The 20452-nt window shown below is 67.2% G+C and carries 20 protein-coding genes; 10 read left to right on the plus strand and 10 right to left on the minus strand.

Annotated elements, in window-relative coordinates:
• Window position 1: 1 nt before the first annotated feature.
• Genes OC550_RS03120 through OC550_RS03130 form a run of 3 tightly spaced genes read right to left on the minus strand, consistent with a single transcriptional unit; the run spans window position 2 to window position 3322 of the window.
• Entirely contained in the window at window positions 2–856 is an 855-nt protein-coding gene (locus OC550_RS03120; protein ID WP_262103845.1) for an ABC transporter permease, read from the minus strand.
• On the minus strand, window positions 853–1800 hold the full coding sequence (locus OC550_RS03125) for an ABC transporter permease (RefSeq protein ID WP_262103846.1): 948 nt from the start codon (window positions 1798–1800) through the stop codon (window positions 853–855). The genes OC550_RS03120 and OC550_RS03125 overlap by 4 nt, the downstream gene beginning before the upstream one ends.
• Before the next feature lie 7 nt (window positions 1801–1807).
• Window positions 1808–3322 (minus strand): ABC transporter substrate-binding protein, encoded by a 1515-nt coding sequence (locus OC550_RS03130; protein ID WP_262103847.1) that lies wholly within the window; start codon window positions 3320–3322, stop codon window positions 1808–1810.
• Between the two features lie 126 nt (window positions 3323–3448).
• Between OC550_RS03130 and OC550_RS03135 the strand changes: the two genes are divergently transcribed.
• The 3 genes from OC550_RS03135 to OC550_RS03145 all read left to right on the plus strand — a co-directional run bounded on the left by OC550_RS03135 (window position 3449) and on the right by OC550_RS03145 (window position 7883).
• Window positions 3449–4210 carry a FadR/GntR family transcriptional regulator gene (locus tag OC550_RS03135; RefSeq protein ID WP_262103848.1) on the plus strand — a complete coding sequence of 254 codons (762 nt, stop codon included), beginning with the start codon at window positions 3449–3451 and terminating at the stop codon, window positions 4208–4210.
• Between the two features lie 143 nt (window positions 4211–4353).
• Complete coding sequence (locus tag OC550_RS03140) at window positions 4354–6582, plus strand: glycoside hydrolase domain-containing protein (protein WP_262103849.1); 2229 nt, start codon at window positions 4354–4356, stop codon at window positions 6580–6582.
• Complete coding sequence (locus OC550_RS03145) at window positions 6579–7883, plus strand: glycosyltransferase (protein ID WP_262103850.1); 1305 nt, start codon at window positions 6579–6581, stop codon at window positions 7881–7883. Before OC550_RS03140 ends, OC550_RS03145 begins: the two co-directional genes overlap by 4 nt.
• 123 nt (window positions 7884–8006) lie before the next feature.
• Here the strand turns inward: OC550_RS03145 and OC550_RS03150 are convergent, their stop codons facing one another.
• Window positions 8007–8807, minus strand: a complete 801-nt coding sequence (locus OC550_RS03150; RefSeq protein ID WP_262103851.1) for a DUF4190 domain-containing protein — start codon at window positions 8805–8807, stop codon at window positions 8007–8009.
• 282 nt (window positions 8808–9089) lie between these two features.
• Here OC550_RS03150 and OC550_RS03155 point away from each other — a divergent pair, with 282 nt between their 5' ends.
• Entirely contained in the window at window positions 9090–9314 is a 225-nt protein-coding gene (locus tag OC550_RS03155) for a hypothetical protein (RefSeq protein ID WP_262103852.1), read from the plus strand.
• A 389-nt stretch (window positions 9315–9703) separates the two neighbouring features.
• On the opposite strand, the gene OC550_RS03160 is transcribed toward OC550_RS03155, so the two are convergent.
• Window positions 9704–10948, minus strand: a complete 1245-nt coding sequence (locus tag OC550_RS03160) for a hypothetical protein (RefSeq protein WP_262103853.1) — start codon at window positions 10946–10948, stop codon at window positions 9704–9706.
• 267 nt (window positions 10949–11215) lie between these two features.
• Between OC550_RS03160 and OC550_RS03165 the strand changes: the two genes are divergently transcribed.
• The 6 genes from OC550_RS03165 (at window position 11216) to OC550_RS03185 (ending at window position 16318) form a co-directional block, all read left to right on the plus strand.
• The gene (locus OC550_RS03165) at window positions 11216–11974 is read left to right on the plus strand and encodes a type 1 glutamine amidotransferase domain-containing protein (RefSeq protein WP_262103854.1); all 759 of its coding nucleotides are present in this window, start codon (window positions 11216–11218) and stop codon (window positions 11972–11974) included.
• Between the two features lie 12 nt (window positions 11975–11986).
• A complete protein-coding gene (locus OC550_RS03170) occupies window positions 11987–12532 on the plus strand; it encodes a dihydrofolate reductase family protein (protein ID WP_262103855.1) in 546 nt (181 codons plus the stop codon).
• A gap of 49 nt (window positions 12533–12581) precedes the next feature.
• Entirely contained in the window at window positions 12582–13208 is a 627-nt protein-coding gene (locus tag OC550_RS03175; RefSeq protein WP_262103856.1) for a class I SAM-dependent methyltransferase, read from the plus strand.
• 252 nt (window positions 13209–13460) lie between these two features.
• Complete coding sequence (locus tag OC550_RS22345; protein WP_368736933.1) at window positions 13461–13787, plus strand: helix-turn-helix domain-containing protein; 327 nt, start codon at window positions 13461–13463, stop codon at window positions 13785–13787.
• A complete protein-coding gene (locus OC550_RS03180; protein WP_262103857.1) occupies window positions 13784–14638 on the plus strand; it encodes an IS3 family transposase in 855 nt (284 codons plus the stop codon). Before OC550_RS22345 ends, OC550_RS03180 begins: the two co-directional genes overlap by 4 nt.
• 258 nt (window positions 14639–14896) lie before the next feature.
• The gene (locus OC550_RS03185) at window positions 14897–16318 is read left to right on the plus strand and encodes an FAD-binding oxidoreductase (RefSeq protein WP_262103858.1); all 1422 of its coding nucleotides are present in this window, start codon (window positions 14897–14899) and stop codon (window positions 16316–16318) included.
• A gap of 36 nt (window positions 16319–16354) precedes the next feature.
• On the opposite strand, the gene OC550_RS03190 is transcribed toward OC550_RS03185, so the two are convergent.
• The 5 genes from OC550_RS03190 to OC550_RS03210 all read right to left on the minus strand — a co-directional run bounded on the left by OC550_RS03190 (window position 16355) and on the right by OC550_RS03210 (window position 20347).
• The gene (locus tag OC550_RS03190) at window positions 16355–16588 is read right to left on the minus strand and encodes a zinc ribbon domain-containing protein (protein ID WP_262103859.1); all 234 of its coding nucleotides are present in this window, start codon (window positions 16586–16588) and stop codon (window positions 16355–16357) included.
• Between the two features lie 96 nt (window positions 16589–16684).
• The gene (locus OC550_RS03195; RefSeq protein WP_262103860.1) at window positions 16685–16903 is read right to left on the minus strand and encodes a hypothetical protein; all 219 of its coding nucleotides are present in this window, start codon (window positions 16901–16903) and stop codon (window positions 16685–16687) included.
• Between the two features lie 114 nt (window positions 16904–17017).
• Window positions 17018–18034: a TIGR03842 family LLM class F420-dependent oxidoreductase gene (locus tag OC550_RS03200; RefSeq protein WP_262103861.1), complete on the minus strand. Its 1017-nt coding sequence runs from the start codon at window positions 18032–18034 to the stop codon at window positions 17018–17020.
• A 9-nt stretch (window positions 18035–18043) separates the two neighbouring features.
• Window positions 18044–19465 carry a dihydropyrimidinase gene (gene hydA, locus OC550_RS03205; protein WP_262103862.1) on the minus strand — a complete coding sequence of 474 codons (1422 nt, stop codon included), beginning with the start codon at window positions 19463–19465 and terminating at the stop codon, window positions 18044–18046.
• A gap of 33 nt (window positions 19466–19498) precedes the next feature.
• Window positions 19499–20347, minus strand: a complete 849-nt coding sequence (locus OC550_RS03210; protein WP_262103863.1) for a nitrilase-related carbon-nitrogen hydrolase — start codon at window positions 20345–20347, stop codon at window positions 19499–19501.
• Window positions 20348–20452: the final 105 nt, after the last annotated feature.

Consider the following 20452-nt stretch of genomic DNA (forward strand, 5'->3'; position numbering starts at 1 on the left):
CTCAGCGGCCTCCGTTCAGCTTCGGATCGAACTTGTCCCGCAGGCCGTCGCCCAGCAGGTTGAACCCGAGCACCGCCACGGCGATGGCCAGGCCGGGCCAGACGGCGAGCATCGGGTAGGTGCCGAGGAACTGCTGCGATTCCTGCAGCATCCGGCCCCAAGACGGCACCGGCGGCGGCGTGCCCAGGCCCAGGAAGGACAGCGCGGCCTCGGCCAGCACCGCGATCGCGAAGGAGACCGAGCACTGCACCACGACCATGCCGGCGATGTTCGGCAGCACGTGCCGCCGCGCGATCCGGAACTGGCCTTGGCTGGAGGCCTTCGCCGCGAGCACGTACTCGGTGCTCATCACCTGCAGCGTCCCGCTCCGCGCGACCCGTGCGAAACCGGGGATGGAGCCGATCCCGATGGCGAGCATCGCCGTCGTCGTACTGGCCCCAAAGACCGCGCCGAACATGATGGCGACGAGCAGCGCGGGGAAGGCGAGGAGGATGTCCGCGGCGCGCATCGACACCTCCTCCACAGCCCCGCCGCGCATCCCGGCCAGGATCCCCAGCGGCGTGCCGATGAGCAGGGCGATGCCGACGGCGACCAGCCCCACCAGCAGGGTGATCCGGGCGCCGTACAGAATCCCGGAGAAGACGTCGCGGCCGTAGCGGTCCGTGCCCATCAGGTGCGCGGCGCTCGAGCCCTGCAGCCGGTCCGCCGGGGCGGCCTGCACCGGGTCGTACGGCGTCCAGACGAAGGAGATGAGCGCGGCGAGCACCACCAGCAGCACCAGCGCGGCCCCGATCAGCAGGGTCGGTGCCGGCCGGCGGCGGGTGGAACGGACGACGGCGGCGGGCTGGGTAGTCATGACGCCTTCCGGATGCGGGGGTCGAGGACCGTGTAGAGCACGTCGACCACCAGGTTGATGATGAGCGTGATGGCCACCAGCACCATCACCACGGACTGCACGGTCAGCAGGTCCCGGTTGCCCACGGCGTCCAGCAACATCGAGCCGAGGCCCGGGATGACGAAGACCCGCTCGATCACCACCGCGCCGATGATCAGCGCGGCCAGCTGCACGCTGGTGACGGTGAGCACCGGGATGGACGCGTTGCGCAGCCCGTGCTTGAACAGCGCCTCCATCTTGCCCAGGCCCTTCGCCCGCGCGGTCCGCAGGTAGTCCTCGCTCATCACCTCCATCACGGCGGAGCGGACATAGCGGGTGAGGATGGCGCCCTGCACCGAGGCGAGCGCCAGCACCGGCAGCGCCACGCGGGAGGCGAAGTCGCCGAAGTCCTGCCCCGGCGGGGTCCAGCCGTTCGCCGGGAACCAGCCCAGCCCCACCGCGAAGACCACCACCAGCAGAATGCCGGCCAGGAAGTTCGGCACGGCCACGCCCAGCTGGCTCAGGCCGCTGACCAGGATGCCGCCCGGGCTGCGGTGCTTGACCGCCGCGAGCGTGCCAAACGGGATCGCGATCAGCAGCGCCACGATCATCGCCAGCACCACCAGGATCAGGCTGACCTGCACCCGGTCCAGCACCAGCGGACTGATGTCCTGCCGGGTCACGTAGGACGTGCCGAAGTCGCCGAACGGCAGCCCGAGCGCCCAGTCGAAGTACTGCACGATCAGCGGCCGGTCGGTCCCGAACTCCGCCCGGGTCCGGGCGAGCAGCTCCGGCGTCGCGTTCACGCCGAGCGCGATCTGCGCCGGATCACCCGGGATGGCCCGCATAAACAGGAACACCAGCACGGTCGCGGCCACGTAGGTGACCGCGAACCGCGCAAGGTTGATCAGCAGCCGGATCGCCACGGAGGGCTTACTTCCAGCCGATGTTGGTCAGGTCCAGCGCTTCCGTGACGGAGTTGGCCGGAATGCCGGTCACGTTGGCGTCCGCCACCACGATGTTCGGGAAGATGAACAGCACGTCCGCCGCGGCGTCGTCGACGATGGTGCGGACCACGTCCTTCATGCCCTCGACGTAGCCCTCCTCGTCGGCTGCGTCGGCCTTCGCCGCGGGGTCCTTGATCTTCGAGTTGTCGTAGCCGAGGTAGTAGTCCGGGTTGTTGAACATCGTCAGCACATCCCGGCTCTCCACCGCCAGCACCACGGACATCTGGTAGTCGTGCTTGGTGAAGACCTGGTCCAGCCAGACGGCGGGGAATTCGGCGGACTCGATCTTCGCGTTGATGCCCACCTCTGCCAGCTGCGAGACCACGATCTCGGACACCGCCGTCGCGTACGGCCGGGTCGGCACCGTGAACGTGATGTCCAGGTTCTCCGCGCCGGCTTCCTTCAGCAGTTCCTTGGCCTTCGCCGGATCGTGCGGGTAGACGTTGTTGAGGTCCTCGAAGTACGGATCCGTCGGCGGCACCGGCCCGCCCACGACCGTGCCGTAGCCGTTCCACGCGGTATCGACGACGGCCTGCCGGTCGATCGCGTGCATCACCGCCTGGCGCACCCGCACGTCGTCGAACGGGGCCTCCTTGTTGTTCATCGACAGCACGATCTCGCCGTTGGAGGTGCCCTCGAGCACCTGGTACTTGTCGTTGCTTTCGAACGAAGAGAGCAGCTCCGGGGCCTGCATGTTGTAGACCACGTCGACGTCGCCCGACTGCAGCGCGTTGGTGGTGGCCACCGCGTCCGCGAAGTAGCGCAGCGTCGCGGTCTCGACGCCCGGCTTCTCGCCCCAGTAGTCGTCGCGGGCAGCCAGCTCGATGGACTGCCCGCGGTTCCACGCCTCGATCGCGTACGGGCCGGTGCCGATCGCCGTGTTGGCCAGGTCGTCGACGCCGCTCGGGTCGAACATCGCGCCGACCAGCGTGCCCATGTCGAAGAGCCACGCGTTGCTCGGCTGCTTCAGCACCACCTCGACCTCGGTATCGCTGAGCACGGTCACGGCGTCCACCACGTCCATCTTCGACTTCAGGCTGGACACCCACTCATCGGACTGCACGCGCTCGATGCTGAACTTCACGTCCTCGGCCGTGAACGGCTCGCCGTTGGAGAACTTCGCCCCCTCGCGCAGCTTGAAGGTGTAGGTCTTCCGGTCCTCGCTGAGCTCCCACGATTCGGCGAGAAGCGGCTGGATCTTGCCCTCCTGGTCGATCTCCACCAGGCCCTCGTACACATTGGACATCAGCGCCTGCGGAATCGCCGCGCCGGCAGTCGTCGTGAAGTCCAGGTTCACCGGCTCCCCCGTCAGCGCCACCGTGACCGAGTCCTGCTGCGCCTCCTGCGACGCGGTGGAACCCGCGCCGGCATTGCACGCTGTCAGGGACAGGGCGCCGGCCAGCACCGCCGCGGCCAGACCGAACTTCTTATTCGAACGCATGGGCCCTCCATCGAACCGGCTCAAATCCATCAGTGTGATCCATCCAACACTATGGCAGGATGATGTTGCTATCTAGTTACATGGTCTGACCAGTTGAGTTAAAATAACGACGACGGAAGGCAGGTTGTGGGCGACATCACCTTTTCTCCGGCCGTACCCACGCTCACCTACCAGCGCGTGGTCGAACAGATCGAGCAGGCCATCCTGTCCGGCAGCATCAAACCCGGCCAGCATCTGCCCAGCGAACGCGACCTCATGGTCCAGTTCTCCGTCAGCCGTCCCACCATCCGCGAAGCCCTGCGCGTCCTGCAGAGCCAGGGCCTGATCGCCTCGAAACCCGGCGGCCGCGGCGGCCCGCAGGTGCAGGCCCTTTCCCCCGACAGTCTCGGCCGCTCCTTCACCAACCTCGCACGGATCGCATCGCTCTCGCTCTCCGAGCTCGTCCAGTTCCGGATCGTGCTCGAAAGTTCCGCCTGCCAGCTCGCCGCCGCCCTGCGCACGGAAGAACAGCTCGAAAAGATGCGCGACGCCGTCGTACGCATGGAAGCCGAAGTGGCGCACGGTTCAGACAGCTTCAACCGAGCGGACCTGGACTTCCACGCCGCCGTCTGGGATGCCAGCCACAACGCCCTGCTGCGCATCTGCGGCGAGGCCGTCGCCGGCTCCATCCTCAAACTCATGAACGACCGGATGGACCGGTCCGCCGACAGCACCACCGCCATGCAGGAATCCGTCGAACGCGACCGCGCCATCCTGCACGCCATCGAAACGGGCAACCCGGCCGCCGCCGGCAGCACGGCCCGCAATGCCATCGCCGCCTACTTCGCCGACTACCTCGACGCCGACGGCGCCGTCGGCCTGCAGGCGCTCACCGGCGAGGGCAGCTAGTACCCGGGCGGTTCGGTCCCCGATACGAAATTGTCATCTGCCGCTCATGACGCGGCTATTTGTTGGTAGTACGCTCCACCCATGAGAATCGACGCCGCCCGGAGAGCGCCCGGTAAGCCGCCGGGGCCCGCGGGGAGCAGCCGGTGATAGAGCGGGTGGATCCGTTCATCGGAACGGAGATCACCGACCTGCCCGAGCCCACCGGCCTTCCGGCCACCTGGTGGTGGCCGAAACCCGCCGTGGGGAATACGCATCCGGGTGCCGCCTATCCGCTGGGCATGGTGTCGGCCTGCTCGTACTCGGGCGCCTACCCCACCGGCTACGGCCGTTACGATCTGTCCACCGAGGGCCTGCCGCCGACCATCCACGACCGCCAGGTCGCCTCGGGCTTCACGCATTTCCAGCAATCCGGCACGGGCGCCATCCGCAAGTACTACAACTACTTCCGTGTCACCCCGATGCTCGAGCCGCTGGATTCGCTCGGCCGGCACTGGGATCTGGACGAGGAACGCGCCGAGCCGGGCTGGTATGCCGCGACGCTGGACTCCGGGGTGCGCGCCGAAATCACCGTCGGGCCGAAGAGCGCCGTGCACCGCTACACCTTCCCGCGCCACCGCGACGCCCGGCTGGTGGTGGACTTCTCCCTCGGCGGCCTCTCCATTCCCTACGGCATCACCGTGCCGCTGCGGGCGCACCTGGAATCCGTCGGTCCCGGCGTGGCACAGGGCGAGATCGTGATGGAGGGCGCCCCGCTGGCCGTCCACATCGAGTGCGACGCGCTGCAGTGGCGGCAGATGCTCTGGTACGACCGGCGGCTGATGCCCGGCGGCACCCGCCTGGACTTCGACCACATCCGGCCGACGACGCTGCGCCCCTTCGGGCTCATGTGGGCCGGCCCCAGCGAGCCCGGCCAGTCGGTGGAACTGCGGTTCGGCTTCTCGCTCCGCGGCGTGGCACAGGCCGAACAGAACCTGCACCGGGACTGCGGCACCGGCCCGGGCCGCTTCAGCGCCCGCCGGACCCAGACCAACGAGGCGTGGAAGGACCACCTGCGCCTGGTCAAGGTGGACACTCCGTCGCGGGACCGGCAGACCATCTTCTCCACCGCGCTGTACCACTCGCTCATCAAGCCCTGCCTGGCCGAGAACGAGAGCCCGTTCTGGCCCACCCGCGGCCCCTTCGCCTTCGACATCTGCACCATGTGGGACATCTACCGGACCCAGCTGCCGCTGCTGACCACGCTGCTGCCGGCGCGCGCCGTCGAACTTGGCCACGCCCTCCTGACGATCTGCGAAGAGGAAGGCAACTTCCCGATCGGCTACCGCATGGCCCGCGGCGAAGACCGGTTCTCCCGGCAGGGCAGCGCCCTGGCCCACACCTTCCTGGGCGACCTGTGCCAGCTGGAGCTGCCCGGCATCGACTGGGACTGGGCGCTCGTCCACATGCACAACGACCTGCGCCGGACCTACGGCGAGGACTACCTGGTCGCAGGCCTGGCCCATCCGATCAGCCACACGCTGGACCTGGCGCTCGGTTACTGGTGCACTTCGAAGGTCGCCCGGTATGTGCGGGACAACGCCCTGGCGACCGAGTTCCAGCCGCTGATCCGGCGCTGGACCAACGCCTTCGACCCAACCACCGGCCTGCTGATCGACTCCACGTACTACGAAGGCAGCAAGTGGAACTACTCGTTCCGGCTGCTGCACGACATGGCCGCGCGGATCCAGCTGGCCGGCGGGGACGGGCCGTTCATGGCACTGCTGGACCAGTTTTTCGGCGTCGGCGCGGACCCGGTCAAGCAGCCCGGACTGCACCCCTCGGTCGAGGAACTGCTGGCCGGCTACTCGCTGGGGCGCTTCGAAGGCCTGAACAACGAGCCGGACATGGACGCCCCGTGGGCCTACCAGTATGCCGGCCGCCCGGACCGGACCGCCGGCATCGTGCACGACATCGTGCACCAGCAGTTCGGCACCGGCCGCGGCGGCCTGCCCGGCAATGACGACTCCGGCGGGCTGAGCTCCTGGTACGTCTGGGCATCCCTCGGCCTGTTCCCGGTCGCGGGGCAGAACCTGGTGCTGGTCAACGCGCCGTCCTTCGGTGAAGCCACGGTCAGCATCGCCGACAAGTCGCTGGAGATCCTCACCCGCGGCTTCAGGGAACCGGAGCACGGCGGCCCGCCGCAGTACGTCCAGTCCGCCGAGTTCAACGGCAAGCCCCTGGAACGCAGCTGGCTCCGGGGCAACGAGCTGCACCGCGGCGGCCAGCTCGTCCTGCATCTCGGCCCCGACCCATCCGGGTGGGGCACGGCCAACCGGCCGCCCTCGGATTCCACCTCAAACCCGTCGACACCCTCGGAGGTACTCGCATCATGACCCGACAGCCCGTGAACCGCCTGGTCATCGTTGTCCGCGCCGATCCCGTGATCTGCGGCCATTCAGGCGAGGCCCGCAACCTGGCCGAGGCCGCCCGGCAGCGCGGCTTCGACGAAGTCCGCATCATCACCTGGCCCATCGAACGGCTCGAAGCCGCCGGCCTCCCGCTCAAACCCCTGGACGGCGTCCTGCCCTACAGCAACGGCATCGTCGTGGAGCGGCCTGAGCCCGTGGGCGACTACAAGGTCCCGGACGGCCGCTACCTCGCCGGTCTGACCGGCCGCCTCATCGAATTGTTTACCGACGGCGTTCCCACCGTCTGCCTCTCCCTTTACCTCAGCCCGCACACGGTCGCGGTGACCGACGCCGTCCGCGCGGCCTGGAGCACCGGCCTGCCCGTCAACGTCACCACCATCGCCGAGGCCGTCGGCTCGGACGTCACCAACGTCGTCCGCGCCTGCGTGACCGAAGGCCGCTTCGGCGCCGCCGCGCACATCCTCTCCAGCTACCTCAGCCAGGACCACTGCGTCGCCGTCTCCGAGTACACCCGGGACCTCATCATCGAGTCCGCGGCACAGATCGATGCCCGCCACGGCACCTCGTTCGCCCCGCAGTGCCGCGAACGCATCGGCATCTCCTACCCCGCCATCAACACCGCCGCCTACCTTGACCTGGACCCGGCCGAGCAGGAGCGGGTCCTCTCCGCGCGCGGCCTCGCGAAGGACGGCTACGTGCTCTTCCTCTCCCGCCTGGCAGCGGCCAAGGGCGTCGACGACCTGATCCACGGCTTCGCCGCCAGCCGCTCCGGCGCGGACCTGAAGCTGGTCATCGCCGGCCGCGGCCCCGAGTCCGACCAGCTGCGCGACCTCGCGGCGGCCTCTCCCGCCGCCGACCGGATCACCTTCCTGGACGACGTCGACGACGCCGAGAAGCCGCACCTGATGGCCGGCTGCGCCGCCTTCGTGCTGCCCAGCAAGCCGCGTCCCGAATTCGTCGAAACCTTCGGCATCGCCCTGGCCGAGAAGATGCTCGCCGGCGGCGGCCCCGTCATCACCGCCGACACCGGCGGCATCCGCGAGGCCGTCGGCGACTGCGCCGCCTTCGTCCCGGTGGACAACCCGGCCGCCATCGCCGCCGCGCTCGACCACGCCATCCTGGAGACCAGCCCGGCCGAGCGTGCCGAGCAGGAGCGCCGGGCCCGCAGGTTCGCCCTGCAGTTCGACCGCGGCAATGTCTTCGACCGTATGTTCGCCCACCTGCCGAACGGCATCCCGGGCCTCGAACCCGCCGTCCAGCCCTGAACCGGCCACCCGCCAGAGCGGCCGCCTGACCCTTACTTGTGAAAGCACGACGTCGGCGCCCAAGTCGGGTGCCGACGTCGTGTTTTAATACGTCGTGCTTAAGCGGTGGCTGGCCCCCGCCGCCTACTTCACTGCCCAGTAAACCCGAGAGTCGTTGTCGAAGGACACGGTCGGCTCGACGAAAATCTGGGCATCTTGCACTGCTTCGGCCGGCACGTCCATGCAGACCTGGTAGTCGCCCTTGCCGCCGTTCTCAAGCGTTGGCACGTCCGATCCATTCTTCTCCAGGACGGCAGTGCACGTGCTTGAGTCGTACTGCCGGGCGTCGCTGCCAACGAAGTTCACGCCCAGGTCGATCCATGGATCGCCCTCTTCGCTGCCGGTGTATTCGACGGACAGATCAATGAGTACGAACTGGCCCTGAGGCCCCTCGTTGAACTCGTTGACGGCGAGGATGTCCTCGGTGGCGTCTAAGTTCACCGCGTTCACCATTACGTTGTACTCATCGCCGACGGCAGAGGATTCGCCGAGCCCGAGCGCCGGCCTCTCAGCGGCCTCGGACTGCTGCTCCTGCGTCAGAGGAACGACGCCGTCGGATCCCTCTTCAATCGCATCACTGACGCTGTTGAGCGCCGCGACGAAAATCAGTTGCGACACGATGGCGCCGATTATCGCGACCACGGACATGATCAACGCGGCGATGGCCATCCCCTTTTTCTGCTGGCGCTTCGATGCGATGACCAGTGCGGCAATAGCGAAGCCGAGTCCGACCAGACCCAGCACGATGGCAAAGTTGTTGATGACAGGAATCAGGCACAGCACGAGTGCGACGATCGACAGGACCAGCGCGGTAATGGCCAGGCCCTTCTTTTGCTGCGGCGGTGGTTGCCCGGGCACCGGATAATCCGGGGCTAGATGAAACATTTAGCCACAGGTAGCCGCATAGTGCGGGAGCGCTGACAGCGGCTTTCCGCCATTCCCGTGGCTGGGTGTAGCGCAGGTCCTGGGGAGAGTGGGCTGGCGCCCACCCTACTGAGCGCCGCCCGTGATTTGAACGTTCATTCTCCCGCCTGTGGATAACGGGGCTGCTAGTGAGCAACGCCATATTGAGTTGCGTCAAAGGAGCCGCTGAACTGGCCCGATAATTTGAAGGAGCACCTCCGTGCCAGGGCTTTCGCCCGTCCCTTCCAGTCTCCAGGACAGACCATGTTTTCCCTTGCCGCGATCCGCCGCGCCGTCGCGTCCGACGCAGCAACCCCGGTCATTCTCGCTGTCTTCTACGCCGTCGTCCTGTCGGCCGGCGCGGCGATCCTCGCGACCGGCGGCACCAGCACCACCGGTGTCCTGATCGGTGCGCCGCTGGCCACCGCCGCGTGCATTCGCCTGGTCCAGCTGGGCTCCGCGGCCGTGCGGCAGATCCGGAGCAGGTAGCTCCCGGCAACGAAGAGGAGTACGACGGCGGGGCACCCCGCCTTCGCGGCGGGGCACCCCTCAGCTCGCGGTTACCAATCCCAAGCCTTCATGGGTCTCACCCTTTCCATGGGTACTCCGGCCGGGCCCGTCACGCGACGGCGTTCGGCAGATGATGTTCCTAGGGTCCGCACTGGGGCGGTAACCGACGGGAAGCCTGCAAGGGCGGCGTTCAGTGAAGCGCTGGCCCCCGCGATGGTTGCGGTCGGCCCGCGGGGCATCGGCGTGTGGCCGCGGCTACCGGGGCAAAGCCGGTCCGTTCGCGGCCCGGGCGCTCAGGATGCCGGGGCTGGGTGCGGAAGTGTCATTCGGGAGACGCGTGCCAAAAACCATGGGCAGGCTCGGGTGGATCAGTCGGGCGTGGAGCCAGGATCGAATGCCGGGGAAGCGGGCAGGACTGTGCTGTCCGCCGTCCGGGTCAACAGGCTGGCAAGCTCAAGGTTCGGCCCGTCCGCCAGGAAGGCGTCGGCCGACACGTGTCCGGCAGCTCCTGTGCCGGCGCTCCCCGTGCCGCCGTTGGCCACGGGGACAGACCCGGAAAGAGTGCCGCCGAAGTTCGGGGGAAGCACCGCAGGGCGGTCAATCGCGCCGATCGTCGGCGCAGCTGTGCCCGAGCCCGCGATGCCGGGAAGGTCCAGGTAGCCCAGGGTCCGGGACTGCCGCTGGCTCGTGGCTGTGCCGGCATCCGGCCGGGCATTCGCGACCCCAGCCTCAACCGCTGGATCGGGGTCGGTAGAGCTGACCGACGGCAGCGGAACCGGAACCGCCGCTGCGTCCGGTTCGATAGCTGCCGTCCCGGGCGCAGGATCGTCCGCCTGGTCGGCGGGTCCCGCGGGCGGGGCTGCAGTCGGAGGGTCGGATGGTTCCTCGGGCGCACCAGGCAGGACCGGATCCTCTGGCGACAAAGGCAGCCCGGGTAGCCCCGGAGTTACCTGGTCGGTCACGGGACGGAGCGGATCCGTCACTGGCTTGAGCACTTCGCCGACAGCGGTGGTGACAGGCTTGAGCTGATCCGTCACCGACGCGAGCACCTCGCCGGCCGGTTTGGTTACGGCGCCGACAGGTTGGGCGACGACCTCGGCGACGGGTTTGGCGAGCTCCCCTACCGGGGTCTCGATCAAGGCACCGAGTTCGGCAACAGGTGCCAGGTCGGCGGGCGCGGCCCAGTTGGCGGCCTGTGCGATGGTCCCCGCGGCAGAGCCGGTAACCGGATGCGTGACCGGGCCAACGATCGGCTCCACGACAGGTACCTCAGGCGTCGCAGCCGGCGCGACGACTTGGGCCACCGCGGCTCCGGCCGGAGCCGCAGCGGCTTCCAATTCCGCTGCGGTCCCGCCCGGTAGACCTGCTGTTCCACCAATTGCCCCGTTGGCCACCCCGCCGACTCCATCGAGGGCGCCCGCCGCCCGGCCCGCCACATGGCGAGCCGGCTCCTCCGCCATGTGCACGACCGAGTCCGCCGACGGCAAACCGCCGGCGTCCGAATCGGCGGCATCCGCCGTCGTCGTTGTCAGAAGAGTCCACCCGAGGGCACCGAGGCCGGCCGCGATGCAGACGCGCGCGGTGGCGGCCGGAACGGCGATGCGAAATGCCACGGCCCCTCCCCCGGCAAAACTGACCCCAAAATCCACCTATTTTGATCCACCCGCGGGGTGGAACGTGAAACCAATGGAAGCACTCTTCCGCGGGGATGTAAATAGGGCAATCGGCGCCGCCGGCGAAGCCCCAAGTCAGCCTGAAAAGGCATCCTGCCCTTGTCCTGCTTTCCCGTCCCGGACTAGCCTTCCAGTAGCCGGTCTTCCCCTACACGGCTCACCAATCAGCGGGCCGCTCCGGCGCGGGCCGGCAAAGAGGAGCAGCACATGGCACGGATCCTGATGGTCGTCTCGGCCGCCGATTCCCTGACAATGAAGGACGGGACGGAGCATCCCACCGGTTTCTGGGCCGAGGAGCTGGTCACCGCGCACCGGCTGCTCGCCGAGGCCGGTCACACCGTGAACATCGCGACGCCCGGGGGCAAGAAGCCAACCGTGGACGCCATCAGCCTCAACCCGGAGAACGCGGGCGGCCAGGCCAAAGCGGACGATTTCGCCGCCTACCTCGAGGAGATCGAGCCGGAGCTGGCCTCGCCGCTGGTGCTCTCCGAAGTCAGCGCCGCCCACTACAACGCGATCGTGCTGCCCGGCGGCCACGGGCCCATGGCGGACCTCGCCTCGGACGCGAACCTCGGCCGGCTGCTGGTGGAGGCGGACCGCGAAGGCATCATCATCGCCCCGTTCTGCCACGGCCCCGCCGCCCTGCTCAGTGCCACCGACGACGCCGGGGATTTCGCTTTCGCAGGCAGGAAGCTGACCGTCTTCACGGACGAAGAGGAGCTGGGCGGCGGCACCGGCGAGAACACCCCGTGGCTGGTCGAATCCACGCTGCGGGACAGCGGCGCCATCGTGCAGGCCGGTCCCGCGTGGCAGCCCAACCTGGTCCGCGACGGCAACCTCATCACCGGGCAGAATCCGGCCTCCAGCGACGTCGTCGCCCGCGAAGTCCTCGCCGCGCTGGGCCCGGCGCCGGAGGCTGCCCAGGACGACGAGGCCGACGACGAATTGGACGAAGACGTCCAATAGAAGGAGTTCGACATGCGGAAACTCACGGCAGGGCTCTTCAGCTCCGTGGACGGCGTGGTGCAGGACCCCTTCAAATTCCAGTTCGACAGCTTCGACGAGGAGCTCGGCAACGGCTTGGACGACATGATGCGCCGGACGGACACGGTGGTGCTCGGCCGTGTCAGCTACCAGGAATGGGCGGGCTATTGGCCGACGGCCACCGACGAATTCGGGAACTTCATCAACCCGGTGCAGAAGTTCGTCGCCTCCCGGACCCTCACCGGTGAGCTCGAATGGCAGAACTCGCAGCTCATCGACGGCGACCTGGAGGACTTCGTCCGGAAGCTCAAGGGCGGCACCGGCGGCGACATCGCCGTCTGCGGCAGCATCTCCGTGGTCCGCCAGCTGCTCTTCGCCGGCCTGCTCGACTCCCTCACCGTCATGTTCCACCCGGTCATCGCCGGCCCCGGCCGCCGCCTCTTCGGCCCCGAGGATCCCACGACCCGGCTGGAGCTGCAGCAGTCGCAGATCACCAGCAAGGGCAACGCCGTCCTCCAGTACGGACTGCTCCGCGAATAGCTGCCATCCCGGCAGGCAACCATAACGACGTCGGAAGGCACCTACGCAGATGGGCATCAGGAGCGCAGTGTTCGCCTCGCGCTACGACGCGGCCACCCGCCGCATCGAGGAGACCGAGCTCGGCCGCCGCCGTGCCGCGCTCCTCGCCGGGCTGGCGGGCAGCGTGTTCGACGTTGGGGCCGGCACCGGCGCCAACCTGCCCCACTTCCCGCCGTCGTGCACGGTCACCGCCGTGGAACCGGACCCGCACATGCGGCGGCGCCTCGAAGAAAAGGTGGCCTCCGGTGCCCCCAACGCCGCCGTCACCGTGTCAGCCGGCTCCGCCGAGGCCCTGCCCGCCGCGGACGGAACCGTCGACGCCGTCGTCTTCACCCTCGTGCTCTGCACCGTCCCCGACCAGCCCGCAGCCCTCGCCGAAGCCCGCCGCGCCCTCAAACCCGGCGGCCGGCTGCTCTTCCTCGAACACATCCGCGGCACGGGCCGGCACGCCAAGGCCCAGGACCTCCTCCGGCCCCTCTGGTCCTTCGGGGCCCAAGGCTGCCAGATCAACCGCGACACCCCGGCAGCCATCGCCGCCGCCGGCTTCGCCGCGGACGTGCAGGAGCAGTTCGTCCTCGAGCCCGCCTGGCTCCCCGTGAACCCGTTCGTCCTCGGCACCGCCGTGAAGCCCTGCTAACCGCATTTCCGAAGGACCCGGTACCGCTATTGAACTGCTCCCCAGAAGTTGGACTGAGAAATTCAGTTCCACTTCCGGGGAGCAGTTTTTATGGATGCACGTAGTTCGTTGTCGGAGAACCAGCGGGAGGCCGCTGTAGCGTGGTTTGAGAAGGGTGTCGCCGACAGTGCGGCGGCGAGACTACTGGGTGTGTCTCGTTGGCCAGTCAAGCTTCTCTATCGGCGATGGAAAATCCACGGTCGAGGAGCGCTCATGGCCAAACCGACACGGCAGTCGTACCCGTTCGAGTTCAAGATCGCATTGGTCAAACGATTCCTTGCTGGTGAGACCGCTCAGGACCTCGCCGCGGAGACGGGCTTGTCCTCGGCTCGCCTGCTCGATCACTGGGTACGGAAGTATCGCCGGGAGGGTGCCGACGCTTTGCGCCCGAAGCCTAAGGGCAGACCACGGAGACCCGACGCTCCACCGCCTGCGGAGCCATCTGAGCTGGAACGATTGCGCCGGGAGAACGAACGGCTGCGGGCAGAAGTAGCCTACCTGGGAAAATTACGGGCCTTGAGGGCACCAAAACAACGGTGAAGGTTCAGGCCATCATCGCCCTCAAGGCCGACTTTTCACTCCCGGTTCTGCTGCAGGTCGCCGGCCTTGCAAGATCGACGTTCTTCTATCACCAGGCCCGCATCCGGGCTCCCGATCCGAAGGAAGCCATCAAGACCGCCGCCACGAAGATCTTCACCAACAACCACGGCAGATACGGGCACCGCCGCATCCACACTGAACTGACCAAGCAAGGCTGGACGGTCGCGAAGAAAACCGTACTGAAGCTCATGCGCTCCCTGCAGCTCGTTTGCAAGGTTCGGCAAAAGAAACGCTACAACTCCTACCAAGGCGAACAGGGCAAAATTGCCCCCAACCTGCTGAACCGGGAATTCGACGCTGATGCCCCGAACCAGAAGTGGGTAACGGATGTGACCGAGTTCAGAGTCGACGGCCGAAAGCTCTACCTTTCACCCGTCATGGACCTCTTCGACCGGCAGATCGTCTCCTACGCCGTGGGCCTGTCCCCGAACCTGGAGCTCACCAACACCTCACTGCGTATTGCGCTGAGAACGCTCGAGCATGAGCAGAAACCGCTCGTGCATTCGGACCAGGGGTTCCAGTACCAGCACGCCTCGTGGCGGAGACTCTTACAGCACGCCAACGCCATCCAATCGATGTCCCGCAAGGGCAACTGCTACGACAACGCCGTGATGGAAAACTTCTTCGGTCACCTCAAGGAAGAACTCTTCCACCACGTCCGATTCCTCAGCACCAGCGCACTGGAATCAGCACTCCACGACTACATCCGCTGGTACAACACCGAAAGGATCTCCACAAAGCTTGAGGGCCTGAGTCCGGTGCAATACCGTGCTCAGGCCCTCGCGGCTTAGGCTCTTATTTATCCGGTCCAGCTTCTGGGGACCAGTTCATATCGACCCCCATCTGGTCCGTTGTCCGCTCCAACGGGCGACCCTATACTGGGGCCACCACCACAAGCTGCTCCAGCGCATTTCCGGCTGGACCGTGACCGGGCGGGACTTCAGGACCGGGCGTCCGCCGAAGGGTCCGTCCGGCGGCACGGATCACGGCGCGAGCCATCCACTATTGGACCGGGGGCATCAGCCCCTTGGCACGGAACGAGCAGACCGATGAACACTGGGCATGACGGAAACCAGGACGGCGCAATAGAGCGCGTCCTGCAGGAGCTGCGCGGACAGCTGGCGGGGTCGGTGATCGAACCGCAGGATCCGGATTACGACGACGCCCGGGCGGTGTGGAACGGCATGATCGACCTCCATCCGCGCGCCGTCGTCCGGGCGGCCGCCGTAACGGACATCGATCCCGTCCTGGACGCAGCCAAACGCACCGGCCTGCCGCTGGCGGTCCGCGGCGGCGGGCACAACATCGCCGGTCACGGCACGGCCGACGGCGGCCTGGTGCTGGACCTGGGCCCACTGCGGAGCGTGGACGTCGACCCGGAGCAGCGGCTGGTGACCGTCGGGCCGGGGGCAACGCTGAAGGACGTCGACGAGGCCACCGCGCCGCACGGCCTCGCCGTGCCGCTCGGGGTGATTAGCGCGACCGGCGTCGCCGGGCTGACGCTCGGCGGAGGGGTGGGTTGGCTGACCCGCTCCAACGGCCTGAGTTTGGACAACCTCGTCTCCGCCGACGTTGTCACCGCCACCGGGGAGCATCTGCAGGCGAGCGAGCAGGAGAACCCCGAGCTGTTCTGGGGGCTGCGGGGCGGGGGCGGAAACTTCGGCGTAGTCTCTTCCTTCGTCTTCCGCGCCCGGCCGCTGCCCGCCGCCGTACTCGGCGGGAACTTCTTCTACCGGCCGGAGCACTGGAAGAGCACATTGACCGCGTTCGACCGCTGGACGCAGGACCTGCCCGAGGACATGAACCCGATCGTCTCCTTCCTGGTGCTCCCGCCCGACCTGGGGATGGGCGAAGACCCGTGGATGATCGTCGGTTTCAACTGGGCCTCGGAGGACCACCAGCCCGGGCTTGGGCTGATCGAGCGCCTGCGGGTCGCCGCGCCTCCCGACGCGGAAGAGGTTGGCCCCACCGCCTGGCTGGAGTGGCAGTCCGCCATGGACGACCTCTTTCCCAAGGGCTCCCGGGGGTACTGGAAGAACGTGTCCTTCTCCCGGCTGGACCAGGAGGCCGTAGACGTCCTGGTTGGTTTCGCCTCCGAGGTGACCTGGGCCGGAACCGGGATCGACATCCACCACATGCAGGGGGCCTTCGGGCGCGTGCCGGAAGACGCGACGGCGTTCCCCAACCGCTCGGCGAAGTACTGGCTGAACATCTATGGTTTCTGGCACGACCCCGCCGAAGACAAGCGGCTGAGCGACTTCGCCCGCAAGGCCTACGCGCTCATGCAGCCGTTTGCCGAGCACGGCCAGTACGTCAACTTCCTAGGCGCAGAACTCGGACACGATGCAACGGAGGCCGCGCGCCAAGCCTACGGTCCGGAGACCTACGAGCGGCTGCTCGCATTAAAGAACCGCTACGACCCCGGCAACCTCTTCCGGCTGAACCACAACATCGTGCCTGTCCCCGCCTGAGCTGCCGCCGCCCCTAGCTTCGGCTTCTGCTTCGCATCATGCCCGGAGCAGCGCGTCCTTCTGCTGCCTGGACATGTCCGTGCGGCCGCCGCAGTTCGCGCAGATCGAGTAGTACTTGCGGCTGGTCGTGAAGAGCGGGATGAAGAAAACCGAGAATTTCCCGGCCTCCTCGATGATGCGGTGCGGCCCGTGCACCCCGCAGTAGGAGCAGGAACCGGGGCGCATGGTCAGTACGCGCGGCCGACTGGTGAATCCGAAGAGGATGAACATGCAGTGCTCCTTGCTGGGCGGCAGGAAAAAGACCGGCCCGGCACCCCCCAAACAATGTGGTTCGTGCCGGGCCGGAGTCAGGAAAGGCCTACAACATCAGAGGCCGAATTTGTCGCCCAGTCCGCCGAGCTTGTCGCCCAGTCCGCCGGGGAGCTTGCTGAGCAGGTCGTTGACGTCGATGCCCAGGTTCGACAGCAGGCCGGAGTCGCGCTCCGTGTCCACCTGATCCGGCAACTGCTGGTCTGCCTGGTCCGCCTTGTTGGTGTCGCCGGTCGACCGGAGAAGGTCTAGGATCTGCTGCTTGTCGATCTGCATAACGCGCTCCTCTGCATCAGATAATCAGGTCGCTTACCACTCTGGCGAGGGCGGCGGCAGATAACAACCCCTTTGGCCAACTCCGGCCGGAGGGAACTGCAAAAGCGGGTTCGCTCAGGCCTTGGCCACCACGTGCTCGCGCAGCGCCGGCATGATGGTTTCGCCGTAGACCCGCAGCGTCTCTTCCTTATTGTCATGCTGCAGGTAGCCGGCAAACTGGGTCACCCCGAGCGCCTTGAGCTTTTCCAGCTTCTCGATGTGCTGCTCCGCCGTGCCGAGCACGCAGAACCGGTCGACGATCTCGTCCGGGACAAACAACGTGTGCACGTTTCCGGCCCGGCCGTGCTCGTTGTAGTCGTAGTCCTGCCGGCCGGCGATGTAGTCGGTCAGGGCCTGCGGCACGGCGGAGTCGGAGCCGTACTTGGCCACGATGTCCGCCACGTGGTTGCCGACCATGCCGCCGAACCACCGGCACTGGTCCCGCATGTGGTCCACGTCCGAGCCAACGTACATGGGCGCGGCGACGCAGAACTTGACGGCCATCGGATCCCGGCCGGCGTTGGCCGCGGCCGTGCGTACGGTCTGGATCATCCATTCGGCAATATCGACGTCGGCCAGCTGCAGGATGAAGCCGTCCCCCGCCTCGCCCGCGAGCTTGAGCGCCATCGGGCCGTAGGCGGCGACCCACACCTCCAGCTGCGACCCCTTGCTCCACGGGAACTGGAGGGTGGCCCCTTTGTACTCGACCGGGCGGGAGTTGCCCAGCTCGCGGATCACGTGGATGGCCTCGCGCAGGGTCTTCAGGGTGGTCGGCGCGCCGTTGATCACGCGCACCGCCGAGTCGCCGCGGCCCACTCCGCAGACCGTCCGGTTGCCGTACATCTCGTTCAGGGTGGCAAAGGTCGACGCCGTGACGGTCCAGTCCCGGGTGGCCGGGTTGGTGACCATCGGCCCCACCTTGATGGTGCGCGTCTCGGCCAGGATCCGGCTGTGGATCACGTAGGGCTCCTGCCAGAGCAGGTGCGAATCGAAGGTCCAGACGTAGTCGAACCCGTGCTCCTCGGCCTTCTTCGCCAGCGCCACCGTACGGGCGGCCGGCGGGTCGCATTGCAGGACAACTCCGAATTCCATGGCTCGCTCCTAGATCAGGTACTGGCTGGGATCACGCCGCAGGAACCGGCCATGCGTCTTGCTGCCCAGGTACTGGTTGTCGTCGATGATGACGCGGCCCCGGGACAGGACCGTGTCCACGTGGCCGTCGATCTCGAACCCTTCCCAGGCGGAATAGTCCATGTTCATGTGGTGGGTTTTCTCCAGGCCAATCGAGGTGTGCCCGGCGGGGTCGTAGATAACGACGTCGGCATCGGCTCCCGGGGTAATGGCACCTTTCCTGCCATACATCCCGAACATGCGTGCCGGCGTCGTACTTGTAATCTCCACCCACCGCTCCAGCGAAATCCTGCCCTCCACCACCCCCTGGTACAGCAGGTTCATCCGGTGTTCCACCCCGCCGATGCCGTTCGGGATCTTGGAGAAATCCCCCACGCCCATGTCCTTCTGGCCCTTCATGCAGAACGGGCAGTGGTCCGTGGACACCATCTGGAGTTCGTTGGTCCGCAGCGCCTGCCACATGTGGTCCTGGTGATGCTCGTGCCTGGACCGCAGCGGCGTGGAGCAGACCCACTTGGCACCCTCGAAACCCGGCGCGCCCAGCTGGTCCTCCAGCGACAGGTACAGGTACTGGGGGCAGGTTTCACCGAAGACGTTCTGGCCGCTGCTCCGGGCGGCGGCCAGCTGGGCGACGGCCTGCTTGGCGGAGACGTGGACAACGTAGAGCGGGGCGCCGGTGAGGTTGGCCAGCATGATGGCCCGGTGGGTGGCCTCCTCCTCCATCTGCCAGGCGCGGGCCACCCCGTGGTAGTACGGATCGGTCTTGCCCTGGGCGAGCAGTTCGGCGACCATGGCGTCGATGGCGGGGCCGTTCTCGGCGTGCATCATGGTCATCAGGCCGGTCTCCGCGCCGACGCGCATGGCCTTGTAGATCTGCGCGTCGTCGCTGTAGAAGACGCCGGGGTACGCCATGAACATCTTGTAGCTGGAGATCCCCTCGCCGATCAGGCCCTCCATCGCCTTGAGCGAATCGTCGTTCACGTCGCCAATGATCTGGTGGAAGCCGTAGTCGATGGCGCACTCGCCGTCCGCCTTCCCATGCCAGGACTGCAGCGCGTCCATCACGCGCTCACCGTACTTCTGGATCGCGAAGTCCACGATCGTCGTCGTACCTCCCCAGGCCGCCGCCCGCGTGCCGGTCTCGAAGGTGTCGCTGGCCTCGGTGCCGCCGAAGGGCATCTGCATGTGGGTGTGCGCGTCGATGCCGCCGGGGATGACGTACTTGCCGGCGGCGTCCAGCACGGTGTCCACGGAGGACTTCAGGTCGTGGCCCAGCAGGGCGGACCCGGGGGCCAGCACGGCGGCAATTGTTTCGCCGTCGATCAGGACGTCGGCTTCCGCGCGGCCGGTGGAGCTGACCACGGTGCCGCCGGTAATCAAAGTTGTTGGCATGGCTGCTCCTCCTGCCGCTCGGTCCTCTGCTGGTTACGGTGCGACGATCGGCCCGTACGCGTCCGGGCGGCGATCGCGGTAGAACTGCCAGTTGTTGCGCGCGGTCCGGACCAGGTCCATGTCCAGGTCGCGGATCAGCAGTTCCTCCTCGGTGCCGCTGCCCAGCTCGCCGACGTAGTTGCCCTGCGGGTCTGCGACGTAGGAGGTGCCGTAGAAGTTCACCGCCTCATCCCCGAACTCGTTGGCCTCGGAGCCGACGCGGTTGGGCACCACCACGAAGTAGCCGTTGGCCGCCGCGGCGGTGGGCTGCTCGAGCTCCCACAGGCGGTTGGACAGCCCGGGCTTGGACGCATTCGGGTTGAACACCAACTGCGCGCCGTTGACGCCGAGGACGCGCCAGCTCTCGGGGAAGTGCCGGTCATAGCAGATGTTCAGGCCGACCTTGCCGACGGCCGTGTCGAAAACCGGCCAGCCGAGGTTGCCGGGCCGGAAGTAGAACTTCTCCCAGAACTTGTCCACATGCGGCAGGTGGTTCTTGCGGTACTTGCCCAAGTAGCTGCCGTCCGCGTCGATGACCGCGGCGGTGTTGTAGTAGATCCCGGGCTGCTCCTCCTCGTAGACCGGGAGGATGATGACGATGTGGTGCTCGGCCGCGAGGGTCGAGAAGCGCTCGGTCAGCGGCCCCGGCACCTGCTGCGCGAATCCGTAGTACTTGCTGTCCTGGACAATGCCGAAGTAGGGACCGTGGAAGAGTTCCTGGAAGCAGATCACCTGGGCGCCCTCCGCCGCCGCCTTGCGGACGAAGTCCTCGTGCTTGCGGACCATGGACTCCTCGTCCCCGGTCCAGGTGGTCTGCGTGAGTGCTGCCCTAACAATGGTCATCGACTGCCTCCGATATCCGGTCCTACGCGCATCAGACAAACGTGTATCGATTCGTGCCTGAAACATTAGCCCCACGATGCTGGGAAAACCATGGCAGGGAGGCAT

Origin of the sequence: Arthrobacter sp. Marseille-P9274 (assembly GCF_946892675.1) — a bacterium.
Lineage (GTDB): Bacteria > Actinomycetota > Actinomycetes > Actinomycetales > Micrococcaceae > Crystallibacter.

What these genes read in the sequence shown, in the direction of transcription:
- OC550_RS03120 (WP_262103845.1), bottom strand. Translation starts at nt 856, where the DNA reads ATGACTACCCAGCCCGCCGCCGTCGTCCGTTCCACCCGCCGCCGGCCG.
- OC550_RS03170 (WP_262103855.1), top strand. Translation starts at nt 11,987, where the DNA reads ATGCGGAAACTCACGGCAGGGCTCTTCAGCTCCGTGGACGGCGTGGTG.
- OC550_RS22345 (WP_368736933.1), top strand. Translation starts at nt 13,461, where the DNA reads ATGGCCAAACCGACACGGCAGTCGTACCCGTTCGAGTTCAAGATCGCA.
- hydA (WP_262103862.1), bottom strand. Translation starts at nt 19,465, where the DNA reads ATGCCAACAACTTTGATTACCGGCGGCACCGTGGTCAGCTCCACCGGC.
- OC550_RS03130 (WP_262103847.1), bottom strand. Translation starts at nt 3,322, where the DNA reads ATGCGTTCGAATAAGAAGTTCGGTCTGGCCGCGGCGGTGCTGGCCGGC.
- OC550_RS03165 (WP_262103854.1), top strand. Translation starts at nt 11,216, where the DNA reads ATGGCACGGATCCTGATGGTCGTCTCGGCCGCCGATTCCCTGACAATG.
- OC550_RS03195 (WP_262103860.1), bottom strand. Translation starts at nt 16,903, where the DNA reads ATGCAGATCGACAAGCAGCAGATCCTAGACCTTCTCCGGTCGACCGGC.
- OC550_RS03175 (WP_262103856.1), top strand. Translation starts at nt 12,582, where the DNA reads ATGGGCATCAGGAGCGCAGTGTTCGCCTCGCGCTACGACGCGGCCACC.
- OC550_RS03155 (WP_262103852.1), top strand. Translation starts at nt 9,090, where the DNA reads ATGTTTTCCCTTGCCGCGATCCGCCGCGCCGTCGCGTCCGACGCAGCA.
- OC550_RS03185 (WP_262103858.1), top strand. Translation starts at nt 14,897, where the DNA reads ATGAACACTGGGCATGACGGAAACCAGGACGGCGCAATAGAGCGCGTC.
- OC550_RS03150 (WP_262103851.1), bottom strand. Translation starts at nt 8,807, where the DNA reads ATGTTTCATCTAGCCCCGGATTATCCGGTGCCCGGGCAACCACCGCCG.
- OC550_RS03210 (WP_262103863.1), bottom strand. Translation starts at nt 20,347, where the DNA reads ATGACCATTGTTAGGGCAGCACTCACGCAGACCACCTGGACCGGGGAC.
- OC550_RS03200 (WP_262103861.1), bottom strand. Translation starts at nt 18,034, where the DNA reads ATGGAATTCGGAGTTGTCCTGCAATGCGACCCGCCGGCCGCCCGTACG.
- OC550_RS03190 (WP_262103859.1), bottom strand. Translation starts at nt 16,588, where the DNA reads ATGTTCATCCTCTTCGGATTCACCAGTCGGCCGCGCGTACTGACCATG.
- OC550_RS03145 (WP_262103850.1), top strand. Translation starts at nt 6,579, where the DNA reads ATGACCCGACAGCCCGTGAACCGCCTGGTCATCGTTGTCCGCGCCGAT.